General features: G+C 37.0%; 16 protein-coding genes. 11 read left to right on the top strand and 5 right to left on the bottom strand.

Annotation, left to right across the window (positions count from 1 at the left end; all coding sequences use genetic code 11):
- Positions 1–172 precede the first annotated feature (172 nt).
- Entirely contained in the window at positions 173–2,356 is a 2,184-nt protein-coding gene (locus HPC41_RS11675) for a bifunctional alpha,alpha-trehalose-phosphate synthase (UDP-forming)/trehalose-phosphatase (RefSeq protein WP_172394190.1), read from the top strand.
- Positions 2,356–4,170 (top strand): glycoside hydrolase family 15 protein, encoded by a 1,815-nt coding sequence (locus HPC41_RS11680; RefSeq protein WP_172394191.1) that lies wholly within the window; start codon positions 2,356–2,358, stop codon positions 4,168–4,170. Before HPC41_RS11675 ends, HPC41_RS11680 begins: the two co-directional genes overlap by 1 nt.
- A 72-nt stretch (positions 4,171–4,242) precedes the next feature.
- On the opposite strand, the gene HPC41_RS11685 is transcribed toward HPC41_RS11680, so the two are convergent.
- The 3 genes from HPC41_RS11685 to HPC41_RS11695 form a co-directional block, all read right to left on the bottom strand.
- A complete protein-coding gene (locus HPC41_RS11685) occupies positions 4,243–4,428 on the bottom strand; it encodes a CsbD family protein (RefSeq protein ID WP_172394192.1) in 186 nt (61 codons plus the stop codon).
- Positions 4,429–4,472: 44 nt separating this feature from the next.
- Complete coding sequence (locus HPC41_RS11690) at positions 4,473–4,739, bottom strand: hypothetical protein (RefSeq protein WP_172394193.1); 267 nt, start codon at positions 4,737–4,739, stop codon at positions 4,473–4,475.
- A 229-nt stretch (positions 4,740–4,968) separates the two neighbouring features.
- Entirely contained in the window at positions 4,969–5,544 is a 576-nt protein-coding gene (locus tag HPC41_RS11695; protein WP_172394194.1) for a hypothetical protein, read from the bottom strand.
- A 176-nt stretch (positions 5,545–5,720) separates the two neighbouring features.
- On the opposite strand from HPC41_RS11695, the gene HPC41_RS11700 reads away from it, so the two are divergent.
- Positions 5,721–6,062, top strand: coding sequence for a hypothetical protein (locus HPC41_RS11700; protein ID WP_172394195.1), 342 nt, complete (start codon positions 5,721–5,723; stop codon positions 6,060–6,062).
- A gap of 34 nt (positions 6,063–6,096) precedes the next feature.
- Positions 6,097–6,342, top strand: coding sequence for a DUF7218 family protein (locus tag HPC41_RS11705; RefSeq protein WP_172394196.1), 246 nt, complete (start codon positions 6,097–6,099; stop codon positions 6,340–6,342).
- Positions 6,343–6,421: 79 nt separating this feature from the next.
- On the opposite strand, the gene HPC41_RS11710 is transcribed toward HPC41_RS11705, so the two are convergent.
- Complete coding sequence (locus HPC41_RS11710) at positions 6,422–6,652, bottom strand: hypothetical protein (RefSeq protein ID WP_172394197.1); 231 nt, start codon at positions 6,650–6,652, stop codon at positions 6,422–6,424.
- A 403-nt stretch (positions 6,653–7,055) separates the two neighbouring features.
- On the opposite strand from HPC41_RS11710, the gene HPC41_RS11715 reads away from it, so the two are divergent.
- The 4 genes from HPC41_RS11715 (at position 7,056) to HPC41_RS11730 (ending at position 9,638) form a co-directional block, all read left to right on the top strand.
- Entirely contained in the window at positions 7,056–7,556 is a 501-nt protein-coding gene (locus HPC41_RS11715) for an RNA polymerase sigma factor (protein WP_172394198.1), read from the top strand.
- Between the two features lie 74 nt (positions 7,557–7,630).
- Positions 7,631–7,822 (top strand): hypothetical protein, encoded by a 192-nt coding sequence (locus HPC41_RS11720; protein ID WP_172394199.1) that lies wholly within the window; start codon positions 7,631–7,633, stop codon positions 7,820–7,822.
- Between the two features lie 276 nt (positions 7,823–8,098).
- Positions 8,099–8,560 (top strand): ferritin-like domain-containing protein, encoded by a 462-nt coding sequence (locus HPC41_RS11725; protein ID WP_172394200.1) that lies wholly within the window; start codon positions 8,099–8,101, stop codon positions 8,558–8,560.
- Between the two features lie 112 nt (positions 8,561–8,672).
- On the top strand, positions 8,673–9,638 hold the full coding sequence (locus HPC41_RS11730; RefSeq protein ID WP_172394201.1) for a DNA topoisomerase IB: 966 nt from the start codon (positions 8,673–8,675) through the stop codon (positions 9,636–9,638).
- 3 nt (positions 9,639–9,641) lie between these two features.
- Here HPC41_RS11730 and HPC41_RS11735 read toward each other — a convergent pair whose 3' ends face one another.
- Positions 9,642–10,844 carry an NAD(P)/FAD-dependent oxidoreductase gene (locus tag HPC41_RS11735; RefSeq protein WP_172394202.1) on the bottom strand — a complete coding sequence of 401 codons (1,203 nt, stop codon included), beginning with the start codon at positions 10,842–10,844 and terminating at the stop codon, positions 9,642–9,644.
- Between the two features lie 188 nt (positions 10,845–11,032).
- Between HPC41_RS11735 and ku the strand changes: the two genes are divergently transcribed.
- The 3 genes from ku (at position 11,033) to HPC41_RS11750 (ending at position 14,845) form a co-directional block, all read left to right on the top strand.
- The gene (ku, locus tag HPC41_RS11740; protein WP_172394203.1) at positions 11,033–11,788 is read left to right on the top strand and encodes a non-homologous end joining protein Ku; all 756 of its coding nucleotides are present in this window, start codon (positions 11,033–11,035) and stop codon (positions 11,786–11,788) included.
- A gap of 155 nt (positions 11,789–11,943) precedes the next feature.
- A complete protein-coding gene (locus HPC41_RS11745; protein WP_172394204.1) occupies positions 11,944–12,555 on the top strand; it encodes a hypothetical protein in 612 nt (203 codons plus the stop codon).
- A gap of 115 nt (positions 12,556–12,670) precedes the next feature.
- Positions 12,671–14,845 (top strand): ATP-binding protein, encoded by a 2,175-nt coding sequence (locus HPC41_RS11750; protein ID WP_172394205.1) that lies wholly within the window; start codon positions 12,671–12,673, stop codon positions 14,843–14,845.
- Positions 14,846–14,991 lie beyond the last annotated feature (146 nt).

Here is a 14,991-nt window from a genome sequence, read left to right on the forward strand (position 1 = left end):
GGAGCCCCACCCCTAGACTTTTTATTCAGGTCAATAAACATCAAGAATCACTATCATTTAAATTAATCTAAACTATTTCCAGCTGAGAGTTGTTTAATTAGATAGATTATGCACCCATCGTTATATTCAGTATAATTCTTCTACACTGCAATTAAATCGATCTAATATTTATATGAAGAACAAAAAAAAAATAATAATTTCAAATAGGCTGCCGATACAAATAGAACGAAAAAAAGATAAACTTATCATCAAACCAAGTGCAGGTGGTTTAGCCACCGGCTTAAACTCAGCCTTTGATTCCACAGAGATTCTTTGGGTAGGATGGCCAGGAATAGTTCCTAAGGATGATAATGAAAGAGAGAAAATTACGGAGTTACTCAAGCCGATGAATCTGCTACCAGTCTTCCTGTCGAAAGAAGAAATCCGCAATTTCTATGAGGGTTATTCCAATGAAGTTCTCTGGCCAATCTGTCATTACCAGCCCAGTTACATCCATTTTGACCGGGAATACTGGTCTACCTACGTGACAGTTAATAAAAAATTTTGTGAGGCCGCATTGGCGGTACAGCAATCCACAGATTTCATCTGGGTGCAGGATTACCAGCTCATGTTGCTCCCACAAATGTTACGGCAAGAAAGCAATGAACTCAATATCGGTTATTTTCACCATATCCCATTCCCTTCAGAGGAACTTTTTATGAATATTCCACAACGAAAGGAACTCATTGAAGGTCTGCTTGGGGCTGATCTTATTGGCTTTCATACATTCGCTGATAGTCAAAACTTTCTTAACGCATGTAAGAAAATACTAAATGTACCCTGTGGTCATAATCAACTTAAATACAAAGATAGACATATATTTATCGAATCATTTCCAATGGGGATTGACTATGACAAGTTTGTTCATACCAGTTCGCTCCCGGAAGTAACTACCATCGCTACTCAATTTCGTAGTCATTTCCCAGATCAAAAAATAATTATATCAGTAGATCGACTGGATTACAGCAAGGGAATTTTGGAAAGACTTAGGGCCTATCTCACTTTCTTGGAAAAATATCCGGAATGGCATTCAAAAGTAGTGTTATATATGCTTATTGTGCCCTCTAGAGATAAAGTATCTCAGTATAAGAAACTAAAAGATGAAATTAACAGAAAAGTAAGCGAGATCAATTCGATCTATGGCAATCTAAGTTGGACGCCTGTTCTCTACTTTTATAAATCTCTACCATTTGAAGAGTTAATAGGTCTATACGTCGCGTCCGATATCTGTATGATTACTTCGACCCGCGATGGTATGAATCTCGTCAGTAAGGAATACATCGCCAGCAAGACTCACACCGATGGTGTATTGATCCTAAGCGAATTTGCAGGTGCCTCAAAGGAACTTGTTGACGCACTCATTGTCAACCCATATAATAGAGCTGAGACTGCAGACAGTATTTACCATGCACTTAAAATGGCACCTGAAGAGATTAACGAACGTACCGAAGCAAATCGTCAAATTATACAGAAGTTTAACGTGCAGCACTGGGTTCGTTTGTTTATAAATCGTTTGGCCGAGACTAAGGCAATACAACGTGACGAATGGGCGAGAAGAATTTCTGATAAGGTGTTTAACAGTATCGCCGAACGTTATCGAAAAAGCCACAATAGGCTATTTTTTTTAGATTATGACGGCACACTTGTCAAATTTCAAAATCATGCACAAAAGGCTAGCCCAACAGTTTTATTGTATAATCTCCTGGATAGCATTATCGCAGATCCGCTTAACACTTTGGTCATCATTAGCGGTCGGGCGCAGGAAAGCCTCTCCACTTGGTTTGACGGACGTTCCTACTATTTGGTTGCCGAGCATGGGATCTGGTCCAATTTCCCAAACTTCAATTGGGCTTATAAAAAAGGTTTGGCCTTACATTGGATGCCCGAAGTAAAAAAAATAATGGAAAAACTTGCTGATCAAACTCCCGGCGCCTACATAGAAGCCAAACCCTACTCCCTGGCTTGGCACTATCGTAAAGTGGAGCTCGGACTGGGAGAGCTCAAAGCAGCCGAATTGAAGGAAATCTTAAATCCAATGTTAAATGACTATGGACTGCAACTTCTTGACGGCAATGCCGTTATTGAAGTTAAAAACACCGAAGTCAACAAAGGAAAATCTGCGTTAGAAATTGCGGGCCATATTAAAGCCGATTTTCTATTAGCCATTGGAGATGACATTACGGATGAAGATCTCTTTAAATATCTGCCACCTTCCACAATCAGTATCAAAGTGGGGAGTAATAAATCAGCTGCAAAATACTATTTGGATCAGCAGGAAGATGTTCTTCAATTTTTAAATCAACTTATTCTAAAATAATGAAGGAAAATACAATAGCAAACAGACATATTTATGAAGCCGGTATAATCGGTAACTGTTCTTACATTGCCCATGTAGGCATTGATACCAACATTTCTTGGCTATGTTGGCCATCCTTTGAAGATAGTTTTGTATTTGGCGGCCTAATCGATAAAACTCAGGGTGGATGTTTCGTCGTAAAACCGGAAGAAGAGATTGTTGAGACCAAGCAATATTATATTAAAAATTCCAATATACTTTGTACCGAAATTCACACTGAATCTTTTGCTTACCGTATTACAGATTTTGCTCCACGGTTTGAACAATTTGGCCGGTATTTTAAACCGCTGATGTTGATCCGGAAAATAGAACCGCTCCGAGGAGCACCGAGCGTTAATATCCAATGTCAGCCAACTGGAAATTATGGTCGTAGCACCTTAAAGGCTACGCGCGGAAGTAACCATATTCTGTATAGCAGTGCTGAAATTGGTGAACGTATCCGATTGACTACCGATGTGCCAATCTCGCATTTTTTTCAAGATGATAGCTGGACAATTATTAGCGATAACAAATATCTTATACTGACTTATGAAGCCGCATTCGAATCTGCCATCGCTAGCACCTGTGAAGATTTTTTACAAAAAACACTAAGCTACTGGCAACGTTGGATAAAAAGGTGTAGTATCCCAAATATTTATCAAAAAGAAGTGATTCGTTCAGCGTTGGTGCTCAAATTACATCAATATGAAGATACCGGGGCTATTATTGCCGCATCGACAACGAGCCTTCCCGAATTTCCTGGTTCCGGACGAAATTGGGATTACCGCTATTGCTGGGTACGCGACAGCTATTATGTATTGACAGCATTGGCACATATTGGTCAATTCGAAGAAATGGAGAGCTTTGCTAATTATATTGCTGGCATCACACACCACAATCCTGGAAGACTACAGCCGCTATACGGGATACTCGGAAATTCTGAGCTCACCGAACACATTCTTCCCGATTTAAAAGGCTATCAGGATAGCGGCCCTGTCCGTATTGGAAATCAAGCTTTTGAACACATCCAAAATGACGTATATGGTCAGGCGATGATTGCCTTGCTCCCATTGTTCACAGACCAGCGTTTCAAAATTCACGAGAACAAAAATGTATTGGGTTGGGTAAATTTTATACTCGAAAAAATTGAAGCAACAATAGATGAGAAAGATGCTGGTATTTGGGAGTTCCGAAATTTTGCCAATCATCATTGTTATTCCAATCTCTTTCAATGGGTCGGTTGCAAAGCTGCTTTACTTATTGCCCGTCAAAACGGTTATCAAGATATGGAACAACGAGCAACTGTTTTACTTGAAAAGGCAGCTGCGTATATTGAAGCCTGTTATGACAACGAAAGAAAAGTATATCAAAATGCATTGGAAAGCCAAAATTTAGATGCTAGCACCTTACAATTGATCGTGATGGATTATTTGGACCCCAAATCAGACCGCGCTCGGCAACATTTGGAGGTGTTGGAAAAAGAATTGAAAGGTGAAAATGGGCTTTTTTATCGCTACAAACATCAAGATGATTTCGGAAAACCAAAAGCAACTTTTTTAGTCTGTGCATTCTGGTATGTAGAAGCCTTGGCCTGTGTAGGAAGAGTTGAAGAGGCAAAAGAAATATTGGAAAGGTTACTTACCTATAGTAACCATCTAGGTTTATTTAGTGAAGATGTCACTGAAGATAACGGAAGCCAATGGGGTAATTTTCCTCAGGCCTATAGCCATGTAGGATTAATGAATGCCGTTTATCGACTCGCTATAAAACTAGATAAACCAATATTCTCCCTATAAAATAAAAAATGCTGTCAATAAAATATTGACAGCATTCCTTCTCATATGTAAGTTTAAAATTTAATTTAACTTCTACATTTTATCTAACCAATCTTCCACTTCTTCCTTCGTCTTTCCAGTTTTTTGTTGCAATTTACCCAACAACTCGTCTTCCTTCCCCTCGGCATATAACAAATCATCATCGGTTAAATCAGCATATTGTTGCTTGACTTTACCTTTTAATTCGTTCCAACGTCCTTTCCATGTTAAATTAGCCATAATATTCCTTCCTTTAGTTAAAAATGAATTGATGTATTATATTATTATATTAAAGTTTCTTTATATTCATCAAAATGATCACAAATTTCTTCCATCCCAATATTCTTACCCATTAAATCAATAAAGCGGTTTTTATAGAGGGAAAAAATATACAGGCCTGTAGCAATGTTCCCAATGACGAATATACCTTCGAGTTCATTACTCCTGACAATTTTATCTTTTAAATGACACTCCTTCAGCAATGGAATAGTGTAAGAAGACCATCTACCCATCCGATCTTTAAGAATCAACCCTATATCTTTTGTTCTCATTGTCTTATAGTCCTTTTCAACTTTAGAACAGTTGCTAAAGAATAAATGTTTACAAAATCTAAGCCCTAACAGTAAAACAAGTGTTTAATCTTTAGGGCAGGTATTTATACGTTGCGAAGCAAAATCAGCTTGATATAACTATTCCCTCAGATAAAGTACCTTTAATAAACAAAGAAATTTTCACCACTTTGGCTGAAAACTTCTTTGTAAACGTTAGCTGTTGTAGATCTTATTTCCTTCCAGGCAGATAGATCTGGAAGCCAACTCCAATCCCCAGACCACTGGCGCCGCTGCCAGTGTTGATACTCGCCTTACTATAGTTATAACCAAAAGTTGCTTCTAAAGCCACTGTTTTCGTAATAAAATGAGCATAGCCAATATTCGCTCCTAGCGCCAAGGCGGCGTTTTTTCCAACGGAGCTACCGGAAATACCGATATCACCTTGTCCAAAAAACCGACCTGTTGATGATCCAGCATTGGGAAAATAGTAACGCACAAAGGGTGCTATCCCATACGTCCACTCGTTGTCCGCATCCTTTTCTGTACGCAACCCAAGATTAGCTTGAGCACCTATTGCTAATCCGTCGGAGACAAAGTAACCCGCCCGGGGCTGCAATGCAGCATTAAATGATTTTCCCTCAAAACTATATCCGAGACTGCCGATTGACCCACCTACTAACCAATTTCCTTGACGAATTGGTTCTATCCCAACATCAGACGTCATTTGCGGCGTAGTTTCAATCTTCTGTGCATTTGCTTGTAGACTAATTCCGCCTACTAATAAACATAGTGTAAATTTTCTCATAGTTCCTTTTAAATAAATTATGTTAATTCAATAACAACATGATTCATTCAATCGTTTGATTTATTATTCGATTGCATTAATGCAGTAATATGCTTATTCGAATCAATATCATCTCTGACATATTCATAAAAAGACAACCATTATAATTTTTCAATTGTTCTTCTCTAAAAAGAATCATGAGAACAACAATTCAACTTCGTAGCGGGATTCCAATGACATTCGAGGATGCGCTTATTCTTTTAAACGAAATAGATCCAACTAATCCGGGCACAGATGACGGTGCACCTATACGGAGAGCTCCAAGAGTTCCTGACTTAGAAGAAGTGACACCAGATAAATATTATCCTGAAAGTGCAGAAGGCCCCGATCCAACTGAGGAAGAACAACGGGATAGAGATAATATCCCCAATGAGGATCCAGGCAACGATAAAAATCCAGAGCGTCCGGATCATGAAGAAGAGGACATTTATAACCCTGCTTCAGATCAGGAGGAGGATGTGGAGGAGAAAGGCTTATAAATCATTCGTAAAAAATATACTAAAAAAAAACCATATGACTAAAAATCATGGCAAACAAATCAAAGATGATGCAAAATATGAAGCTTTGCGTCACGAAGGCTACAGTAAAGAAAAATCAGCGCGTATAGCGAATACACCCAACTCAGGAAAAAAAGGCGGAAAAAGCTCAGATTTGGATGAAAGAAGTAAAACTGAATTACTTGCAGAAGCAAAAAAAATTGGAATAAAAGGTCGCCATAAAATGACTAAAGAGAGACTAATCAAAGCGATTCGGTCCTAATACTCAAAACTCCCTTTATTATAGGGAGTTTTAAGTAAATATTTCTGGTTGAAGTTAGTATACAGTCAATACAATAGTTTTAAGGTGTTGAATCCTGTTGCGTTGTGTCGGCTAAGGTTGTATCTTTTTGCATACTCATCTTTTGTTGCTCACTTAAATTATACCTTGTCTCATCCGCATCACTCGGAGCTATATTATCTGATTGTCCGCTTCCTTCTTTACTATTCGAAGAATTTTTACACGAAAATAATGTTGTGCTGCACAGTAACCCAATACTGATTATAGCTATCATTTTTTTTATCTCTTTCATATTTAACTTATTTTATGTTCCAATCTCTACTAAGGAACTTATTTCAAGAAACTTTAGTTCAATAAAAGTGAAAATCTGTTTTAGGTTGCCTTCAAAGCTATACAGTCATTATAGTGTATAAGAAATCATCAATACCGTAATTTAAACATTTCTTTAGGGAATAAATACCCGATCGAAACAACAAATATAGAAGGTATATCGATGCCACTAAATTTGTTTTTTTTGATCAACCATCACTGCATGTCGTATTTCAGCTACAATGTATAAAATATCGGCAGCACGTATTTTCCACATTTAGCTGTTTGAACAGCGGTTATTAGGCCAATTCCAGCAAAATTTAGCACTCTAATTGTACTTACTTATTCAGAAATCAATCAATTTAATAAACGAAACGAGATATATCATGAACAATTCCAATTTAAACGTACTAGTTGAAGAAAAAAGAAGCTTATTGAAACATTTCGCAGGAAAATTTACCACCGATCCCGACGAAAAGGAGGATTTGATTCAAGAGACACTTATTCGTGCTTTGAAGTCGATCGATGATTTTATTAAGCATCCTAAATTAATGTCTTGGTTGTATGTGATTATGAAGAATGTCTATATTAATCAATACCGCAAAGCCAAACGGACCAGCGACATTCATGAAACTTATATCGATCTAGAATCCTACAATACAATAGAAGCAAATAAGAGCGAAAATAAATTCGTATCAGACGATATTGAAAAGGCGATGTGTAGCCTTTCAGAGGAAAATTATCAAATCTTTCGGTTATTCCTGGAAGGTTACAAGTACCATGAAATTGCCTCCTATTTTGGAATGCCTGAAGGAACGGTAAAAACGAGAATACATATGACGCGCAAGAAGTTACAAAAGCAATTAAAAGTATATCGAATTCTATAAACCAAATCTTCTTTCGAATGTTTACCCAAGACAGTTTTCGCAATAATTTAATAACACACTAAAAAAACAGATATATGAATACTAAAAGTATAACACTTAATCACCACTATTTGCCAGTGTTGCTGATTATTTGTGGTGGTCCCATTCAAAAAGGGAATAACAAAACAATTGTTCAGTCAAACACGGACAACGCAATAAACAAAAAACAGACTAAAAGCAATGTTGAAGAGGAAAAGAAACCGTCTTACTTAAGTAAAACAAAATAACATGCGCTTTTTAAACAAAACGAGACCACTTTATTTGAAAAAGGGGTCTCGTTTTGTGTGGGCGTGTTATGAAAGAACAACGGTTATGCTGATATACGCACCCAAACTTTATAATCACGTGTACTGTTCGGTTTGAAATAGGATGAGTCACTTGTAGAACGAGTCACTTGCGTCATTTGTAGAAAGAGTAGAAATACGTATCCTGCGATTTGACTAAACAGAACAGCTTTCGAACAAGTTCTACGATTAAAATCGAAGAACTTAAAAACTAAATAAATGGACACAATAAATGATAGCACACTGATTAATGATTTAATACAAATCAACAATGACCGTATTGCTGGATATAAAAAAGCGCTTGAAATCGCAAAACGCCTTCATATTAATACATTAAATAATATTTTTTTTGAATACATGCATCAATCCGAGCAATTTATTCAAGAGCTTAAACCCTACTTGCAACCACAAACTAGGCCAGCAAGCGATGGTACAATGATTAGTGGTAAACTCTTTCGATTATGGATGGATTTTAAATCCGCCGTTTCAGGAAACGATGAGAAAAGTCTGCTTGCAAGTTGTGAACAAGGTGAAGACGCTTTTACAAAGACTTATAAAGACGTCGTAGATAATCAAGATTGGGAAATCACACACGACCTTCTCCTACTGATTGAAAAACAGCTCTCCATACAGCTCGAAGCGCACGAATACATCAAAACATTACGAGATAATATTAAATAAATCCAAGCTCCCCCTCTACTTGGGCTAAAACTCTTATTTATAAGTAAAAAAGAGAATTTCAATCACACAACAAAATAAACCGCGGGTATGTTATGCAACATAAATTACTTATATGAAGATTAAGAATAGAAGAGGATACACAAGACGGAAGATTAAGCAAAATTTTAAATATTTTGATAGCTCGGACAAAGAGGTTACAGAGCCAAAGATATTAAATAGAATAAATGAGTTGGTCATTCCGCCAAATTGGAAAGATGTTTGGATTGCAAAAAATGCACAAAGTGATTTACAAGCGTATGGATTTGACCAGAAAGGGCGCAAACAATATATCTATCATTCAAAATTTGTCGTCCGAAGACAAAATGAGAAATTTAGGCATATTCTTTACATGGGACAATATCTTCAAGATCTTCGGGAAATAGCATCCCGTCATTTGAAACATCGAGATTGGGACATGGAAAAATTATGTGCAGTCGCCTTTAAAATAATGGACAGCACTCTTATAAGAATCGGAAACAAACGCTATACGCTGGAAAACAAATCTTATGGACTCAGTACTCTTGAAAAACGGCATGTCAGCATAACAAATAATACGATTACATTCGCCTATAAGGGAAAAAAGGGAGTCTTTCAGGAAAAAACTTGGCAAGATAAACAACAGGCAAAATTACTACTAGAACTGCTACAGATGAAGGGAAAAAGTATTTTCCATCTTAACAAAACTATATGTAATGGTGTATTTTGTGGACGTACATTCAACAATTATCTACGCAATCATTGTCCAGGCAAAATCAGTTGTAAGGATATCCGAATTTGGGGAGCAAGCAGGGAAGCATTTCACCTATTAGCTCAAGCAAAACAAGGAGACGATTTAAACACACGAAAAAGACAGTTAAATGAAGTTATAAAAGTAGTTGCCAAACAATTGGGCAATACCAAAACTGTTTCACAAAATTATTATATCCATCCTGTGATACAGAAGATATATTTGGAAGGAAAATTTCCGTTTATCAAGGAAAGTTTGACACTTAACAAGTTAGAATATAAATTATTCCGTTTTTTATTAAAATATAGCTAGGCACTATCGTCCGAAATTAAACCATTTGGATAAGGGGTGTGTTTTATTTTTTAGCCAATAGGCCACCATTTCCATAGCAGTTACCGAAAATGTAATACCATTTCCGCCAAAGCCACAAACAAAAAAGGTATTTTTAAACTGTTTATGTTTACCAATATAAGGCAGGCCGTCCTTCGTCACTCCAAAGGTTCCAGCCCAGTTGAAGTCCGTAACAAAAGGTCTATCGAAGATCTTAAGGAAAGACTTTTCTAATTTATCCGATTTTATAGCAATCATGGCATCGCGCTTTTGCGGATCGTGAAATTCTTCATCCTTCCCTCCGATCAAAAATCGACAATCATCAGTTGTTCGCATATAAAGATAAGGATCAGAAGTATTCCAGATCAATAGGTCTTTATACTGTTGATAAAGAGAAATATTTGGTTCAGAGACAATAGCGAACGTACTTAACAAGTCTACAAACTTCTCCGGAATCAGCTCCACAGACTCATAACCAATACAATATATAATTTTCTTTGCATGGATCATGGCACCACTAGATACTGTTATTTTATGGCTCCGCTCACTACTTTTCACAGCAGTAAGTGCTGTTTTATCAAACACCTCCAAACCCTTTTTGACATTATAAGCCAATAGCTCATGAGCAAAGCAAAAAGCATCAATACTTGCGCCCTGCTCAGAGCAGATACCTCCATAAGCCCCCTCTATATTATATTTTTTTTTAATTTCATCCTCAGACAGCCATTTGACTTTAAAACCGGCAGCATCTCGTGTACAAAATTCTTTTTTCAGCCAAGAAACGTCTTTTTTGCGAGAAGCATAATATAATGATTTTTTTTTGCGAAAACCGGCTTTAGAACCGATTTTTTTTGACAGTAACCCGATCTTGTCTATAGCATTACAACAAGCTTTATAGCTAGCTATTGCACCTTCTTCGCCAATTAATTCCTTTAAGCGATAAAGCGGTATATCTATTTCATATTGTAACATTGAAGTTGTCGCCGCGGAGCTTCCATTAACGATCTCTCGTTTATCGATAAGTATGCATCTTTTGCCCATTGATATACATTCATGGGCAATCAATGCACCAGATATTCCGCCACCGACAATTAAAATATCGCAAGATTTGTCCTGGCGCAAAGAGGGGTAAGTTGTCAAAAGTCCATTCTTTATTAACCAAAAAGGTTCGTTTGATTTTAGATCCATACTATATGACAAGCTCATGTCCATATAACCAATTCACGAGAGAAAGGTTTGGATTACCATCCAGTTTCTTCGAAAAATACAATACAATTTTCAGCTACCCCAAACTATTTTACCTTAAAAGTGGTTACCTCATATAGACAATGAGGTAACATCTGTCTAATAAATACAGTTTAAAAAAATAGAACGCTATGCGAGCCATTTGGACAGGAGCAATCGGATTTGGTTTGGTTAACATCCCGATAAAATTATATAGTGCCACAGAAAGCAGTACCCTTGATCTTGATATGCTGGATCGTAAAGATTTAGCCAATATTAAATTTAAACGCGTTAATGAGCAAACAGGTAAAGAAGTGAAATGGGACAACATCGTCAAGGGATATTTTATGAAAGATCATTATGTGGTTTTGGAAGATGCTGATTTTGAAGATGCCAGTCCAGAAAAGTCAAAACTAGTCAATCTACATGCCTTTGTTAAATTGGCTGATATTGACAGCATTTATTTTGACACCCCCTATTATCTGGAACCCCAAAAAGGCGGTGAAAAAGCTTACCAGCTGTTGCTTAAAGCGCTTGATAAAACAAAAACAGCTGGACTTGGGGCTTTTGTCATGCGCAATGTAGAACACCTTGCAATCATAAAACCTTATCAAAATGTTTTGGTGTTAAACAAAATTCGTTATCAACAAGAAATTAGAGATCTCGATGAATTGAAGTTGCCTACAGAGGTTAAAATTCAAAAGGCAGAAATGGATATGGCTACGCAACTAATTAAACAGCATAGTCGGGAATTTGACCTTAGCAGTTATAAAAATGAATATAGTGAGGATCTATTAAAAATCATCAAACAAAAAGACAAAGGTAAGCGCCCAACCATAAGAAAGATAAAAGTAGAAAACACAAAAGCGGATGATTTGCTTGCCAAACTCAGAGCAAGTCTGGGTTAATAGATAAACGCTGTCAGTCGCGTCGAATTTGATATACCAGGAATTCGGAATGATACCATTAACGGTCTACTTTGCTTTCTCACGTTGTCTGCCGTTCGTCGGCTCATCTTCTCCCAAACTAAACTAGATTGAATAATGTTCTTTCTCAAAAAGGCATGAAAAATATTATTCCTGAACAAAAAGAAGGAAAGCAACTTGATTGCTTCGAAACTGTTGATTTCGAGAGTACTGCGCTGGCCGACTCCGCCTTTGACACTGTTTGCTACGATCTTTCTCGAGTCAATCATTGGTATGAACTTGCAGAGATTCCAGCCACTACATTCCAACTTACTGATCACAGCGGTGTTTCCATTGATCGACCTTTAGCGATACATGACTACATTAGGCTCGATATTCCCGGTCCCGGACTCCCCAGTAGCGAAGGGTACGATTGGGTAAATGTCGTTAATGTTATTCACGATGTAACGCCTGATTATAAACTCTATGCATTGACCCTAAAACCTTGCCCAGATCCACAACATCCCGAAAACAAAGATACCGCTCATTTTTTTGAGGGGGTCTCTTCCTCAACCTTTTTAGTGGAACAAAGACGCAATAGTATCTTAATTCAGTATGCTGGACGGAATGAAATTATCAATGTAGAAAATCATAGTTTAGCAGATAATATTAGGAACCTAATCATTGGATTGGCTGCAAAAATTGGCGCCTCTTATCCGCAATGGAAATTGCTCGTCAAAGGCCTTGCAGACCGAATACGCGATAAATAAATAACGATCGAACAGTGTAATGAATTGTAAGAGTTAGTAGCCCCAACAGACAAACCGATTATGTTAATATTTTTCGTATATTTATGAATAAATCATAAGGAGTTTTTGGGTTACTATGAACACTGATTTTCAATCTAACAATCAAAATACGATCAAACTTCAGCATTTTGGTAGTCTTGTAGTTTTGGATGAACAATATACCATTGTAGCTCTAAGCGAATTTGCAGCAGCTAAAGCCAATCTATCTACTGCTGCACTATTACGCAGCAACTTTTTCGAAAGCTTTGCTAAAGCCTTTGGTGATGTTATTCAAAAGATAGCAAATGTCTTGAATGAGTTACGCGAAAATGGGCAATCACGTCATATCTTGCCCATAAAAGTGTTCCAAGAACGTGTCTATTTCAAATTTAGATTATATCAGGGTTATTTTTATATCGAATGGGAGCTACAGCATAAAAAATATATCTCCGCAAAAAAAATAAACGAATTCAACTTTTTGCTCGATACGATCCAACCTAATAATTGGGATCGGGTCTGTTTAGCAATCAATAGATTATTAAAGTACGATCGCGTTTTTGTTCTCCAAATCCAGGAAACCGGATATAGCGAGGTAATTGCTGAACACACCTCCAACGGTAAACCTTATTTTAGAGGAAAAGAATTTTCAAGAGATTTCATGCCCAAAGAGGCACTGGAATATTATAGTAGCTATTCGTATCGTTATATTCCAAATATCAAGAAAGATGACCAGTGTTTTGTTTATGTAAAAGATAGCATCGATACACTTTCGAGTTTATTACGCCCTCTTCCCCACCTTCATCACCTTTTTATGGAAAAGACCAATGTTCGGAGCACATTGTTTTTTCGTATTTGTATAGATGACCAGTTTTGGGGCCTCGTTGTCGCTCAACATGAACATGAGAAAGAAGTGGATTTACAACAACGGAAACTTTGTACTTTTGCCATTCAGGCGGCAACCAATAAATACGAAAGCCAAATTAAACAGAACTTACTCGAAAGAACAGAACTCCTGAATACTGCCGAAGAAGAACTTAAAAAAAGTCTTTCTGAAAATAAAATGGTGAATTGTGCGCTCGTGCAGCACATAGAAACTCTTACCCAATTGGTCAATGCAGATGGCTTATCTATCTTTAACCAAGGCGATGTATTCAATCACGGGCATACACCAAATAAATCCCTGTTTTATGAAATCATTCAATTTCTACAGCTACATACTGATAAAGAATTATTTAAGGATTACAACTTTAGATTAAATCACCAACAACATTTCAATGAAAAATTAAATTTTGCAGGATTAATGTATCTCAAAGTTGGCTTAGAAAATGACTATTACCTTGTATGGTTTAGAAAAGCAAGCCAAAGTCGTGTGATGCAAATCGGACAGAATCAAAACGAACTTCGGACAGCTGATGACTTAAGATTCTGGGAGGACGTTCGTTATGACGTAGCCAAACCCTGGAATGATGCTGAAGTCAATTTTGTCTTGCGTCTGAATCACATTATCAAAGAATCTATATTTAAAAAACTCAAAGAAAGACAATTACTCAACGAAGAGCTATTGAGCCTGAACAATGAATTGGAAATGTTTACTTACACCTTATCCCATGATTTGAAAAACCCCTTATCAATTTTGAAAATGGGCATTCAATTTTTGCAACAGCACTCCAATGATATAGACCTTTCAAAAACCAATAAATGGTATCAAAATTTTAGTAGAAGTGTTTCCAATATCGAAGATATCATCAATAATATGGTTCAATTAAGCCAACATCGTGCAAGTATTCTGGACAAGGAACCCCTTCCCATGGCATACACATTACAGCGGATCTTTCAGGAAAGTAAAACGTTGTATGGTACACCTAACTGCCAGTCTTATTTTGGGCAATTGCTACCAATCTGGGGTGAAAAGAGTGCTGTTTATCAAATCTTCACTAACCTTATTGTCAACGCCATTAAATATTCTGCTCAATCCGAAAAGCCCATTATCCAGATTGAAAGTACTAATCAAGAAGGCATGACTTATTACTGCATAAAAGACAACGGCATAGGAATCCCTGGGAATCACCTACCACATATCTATGAAATGTTTACCCGGGCTGACAATGTAGGTGAAATTCCGGGAACGGGGATTGGATTGTCACTTGTCAAACGTGTCATGGAACGTCTTGGAGGCAGTATAGAAATTGAATCAAAACCTGGTGTTGGAACAACCGTACACCTATATTTCCCTATAGTGGGATCTTTCCCAGATCATATGCTCCCTGATTGAGCCAAACAAACATTTAATACATAAACAGGAAAATCTAGGGCAAATTTTTCTTCGTTAATTTTCTATAAATAACAAGCGTTATAACAAAAATAAAGATAAAAATAAAAAGCCAGATCCCCGGTTCTGTATACCATTCATTCGAATTT

Origin of the sequence: Sphingobacterium prati, assembly GCF_013167215.1 — a bacterium.
Taxonomy (GTDB): Bacteria; Bacteroidota; Bacteroidia; order Sphingobacteriales; family Sphingobacteriaceae; genus Sphingobacterium; species Sphingobacterium prati.

Excerpts from the sequence above, each read along its gene's own strand:
- HPC41_RS11675 (WP_172394190.1), top strand. The coding sequence starts at position 173 with ATGAAGAACAAAAAAAAAATAATAATTTCAAATAGGCTGCCGATACAA.
- HPC41_RS11680 (WP_172394191.1), top strand. The coding sequence starts at position 2,356 with ATGAAGGAAAATACAATAGCAAACAGACATATTTATGAAGCCGGTATA.
- HPC41_RS11685 (WP_172394192.1), bottom strand. The coding sequence starts at position 4,428 with ATGGCTAATTTAACATGGAAAGGACGTTGGAACGAATTAAAAGGTAAA.
- HPC41_RS11690 (WP_172394193.1), bottom strand. The coding sequence starts at position 4,739 with ATGAGAACAAAAGATATAGGGTTGATTCTTAAAGATCGGATGGGTAGA.
- HPC41_RS11695 (WP_172394194.1), bottom strand. The coding sequence starts at position 5,544 with ATGAGAAAATTTACACTATGTTTATTAGTAGGCGGAATTAGTCTACAA.
- HPC41_RS11700 (WP_172394195.1), top strand. The coding sequence starts at position 5,721 with ATGAGAACAACAATTCAACTTCGTAGCGGGATTCCAATGACATTCGAG.
- HPC41_RS11705 (WP_172394196.1), top strand. The coding sequence starts at position 6,097 with ATGACTAAAAATCATGGCAAACAAATCAAAGATGATGCAAAATATGAA.
- HPC41_RS11710 (WP_172394197.1), bottom strand. The coding sequence starts at position 6,652 with ATGAAAGAGATAAAAAAAATGATAGCTATAATCAGTATTGGGTTACTG.
- HPC41_RS11715 (WP_172394198.1), top strand. The coding sequence starts at position 7,056 with ATGAACAATTCCAATTTAAACGTACTAGTTGAAGAAAAAAGAAGCTTA.
- HPC41_RS11720 (WP_172394199.1), top strand. The coding sequence starts at position 7,631 with ATGAATACTAAAAGTATAACACTTAATCACCACTATTTGCCAGTGTTG.
- HPC41_RS11725 (WP_172394200.1), top strand. The coding sequence starts at position 8,099 with ATGGACACAATAAATGATAGCACACTGATTAATGATTTAATACAAATC.
- HPC41_RS11730 (WP_172394201.1), top strand. The coding sequence starts at position 8,673 with ATGAAGATTAAGAATAGAAGAGGATACACAAGACGGAAGATTAAGCAA.
- HPC41_RS11735 (WP_172394202.1), bottom strand. The coding sequence starts at position 10,844 with ATGGATCTAAAATCAAACGAACCTTTTTGGTTAATAAAGAATGGACTT.
- ku (WP_172394203.1), top strand. The coding sequence starts at position 11,033 with ATGCGAGCCATTTGGACAGGAGCAATCGGATTTGGTTTGGTTAACATC.
- HPC41_RS11745 (WP_172394204.1), top strand. The coding sequence starts at position 11,944 with ATGAAAAATATTATTCCTGAACAAAAAGAAGGAAAGCAACTTGATTGC.
- HPC41_RS11750 (WP_172394205.1), top strand. The coding sequence starts at position 12,671 with ATGAACACTGATTTTCAATCTAACAATCAAAATACGATCAAACTTCAG.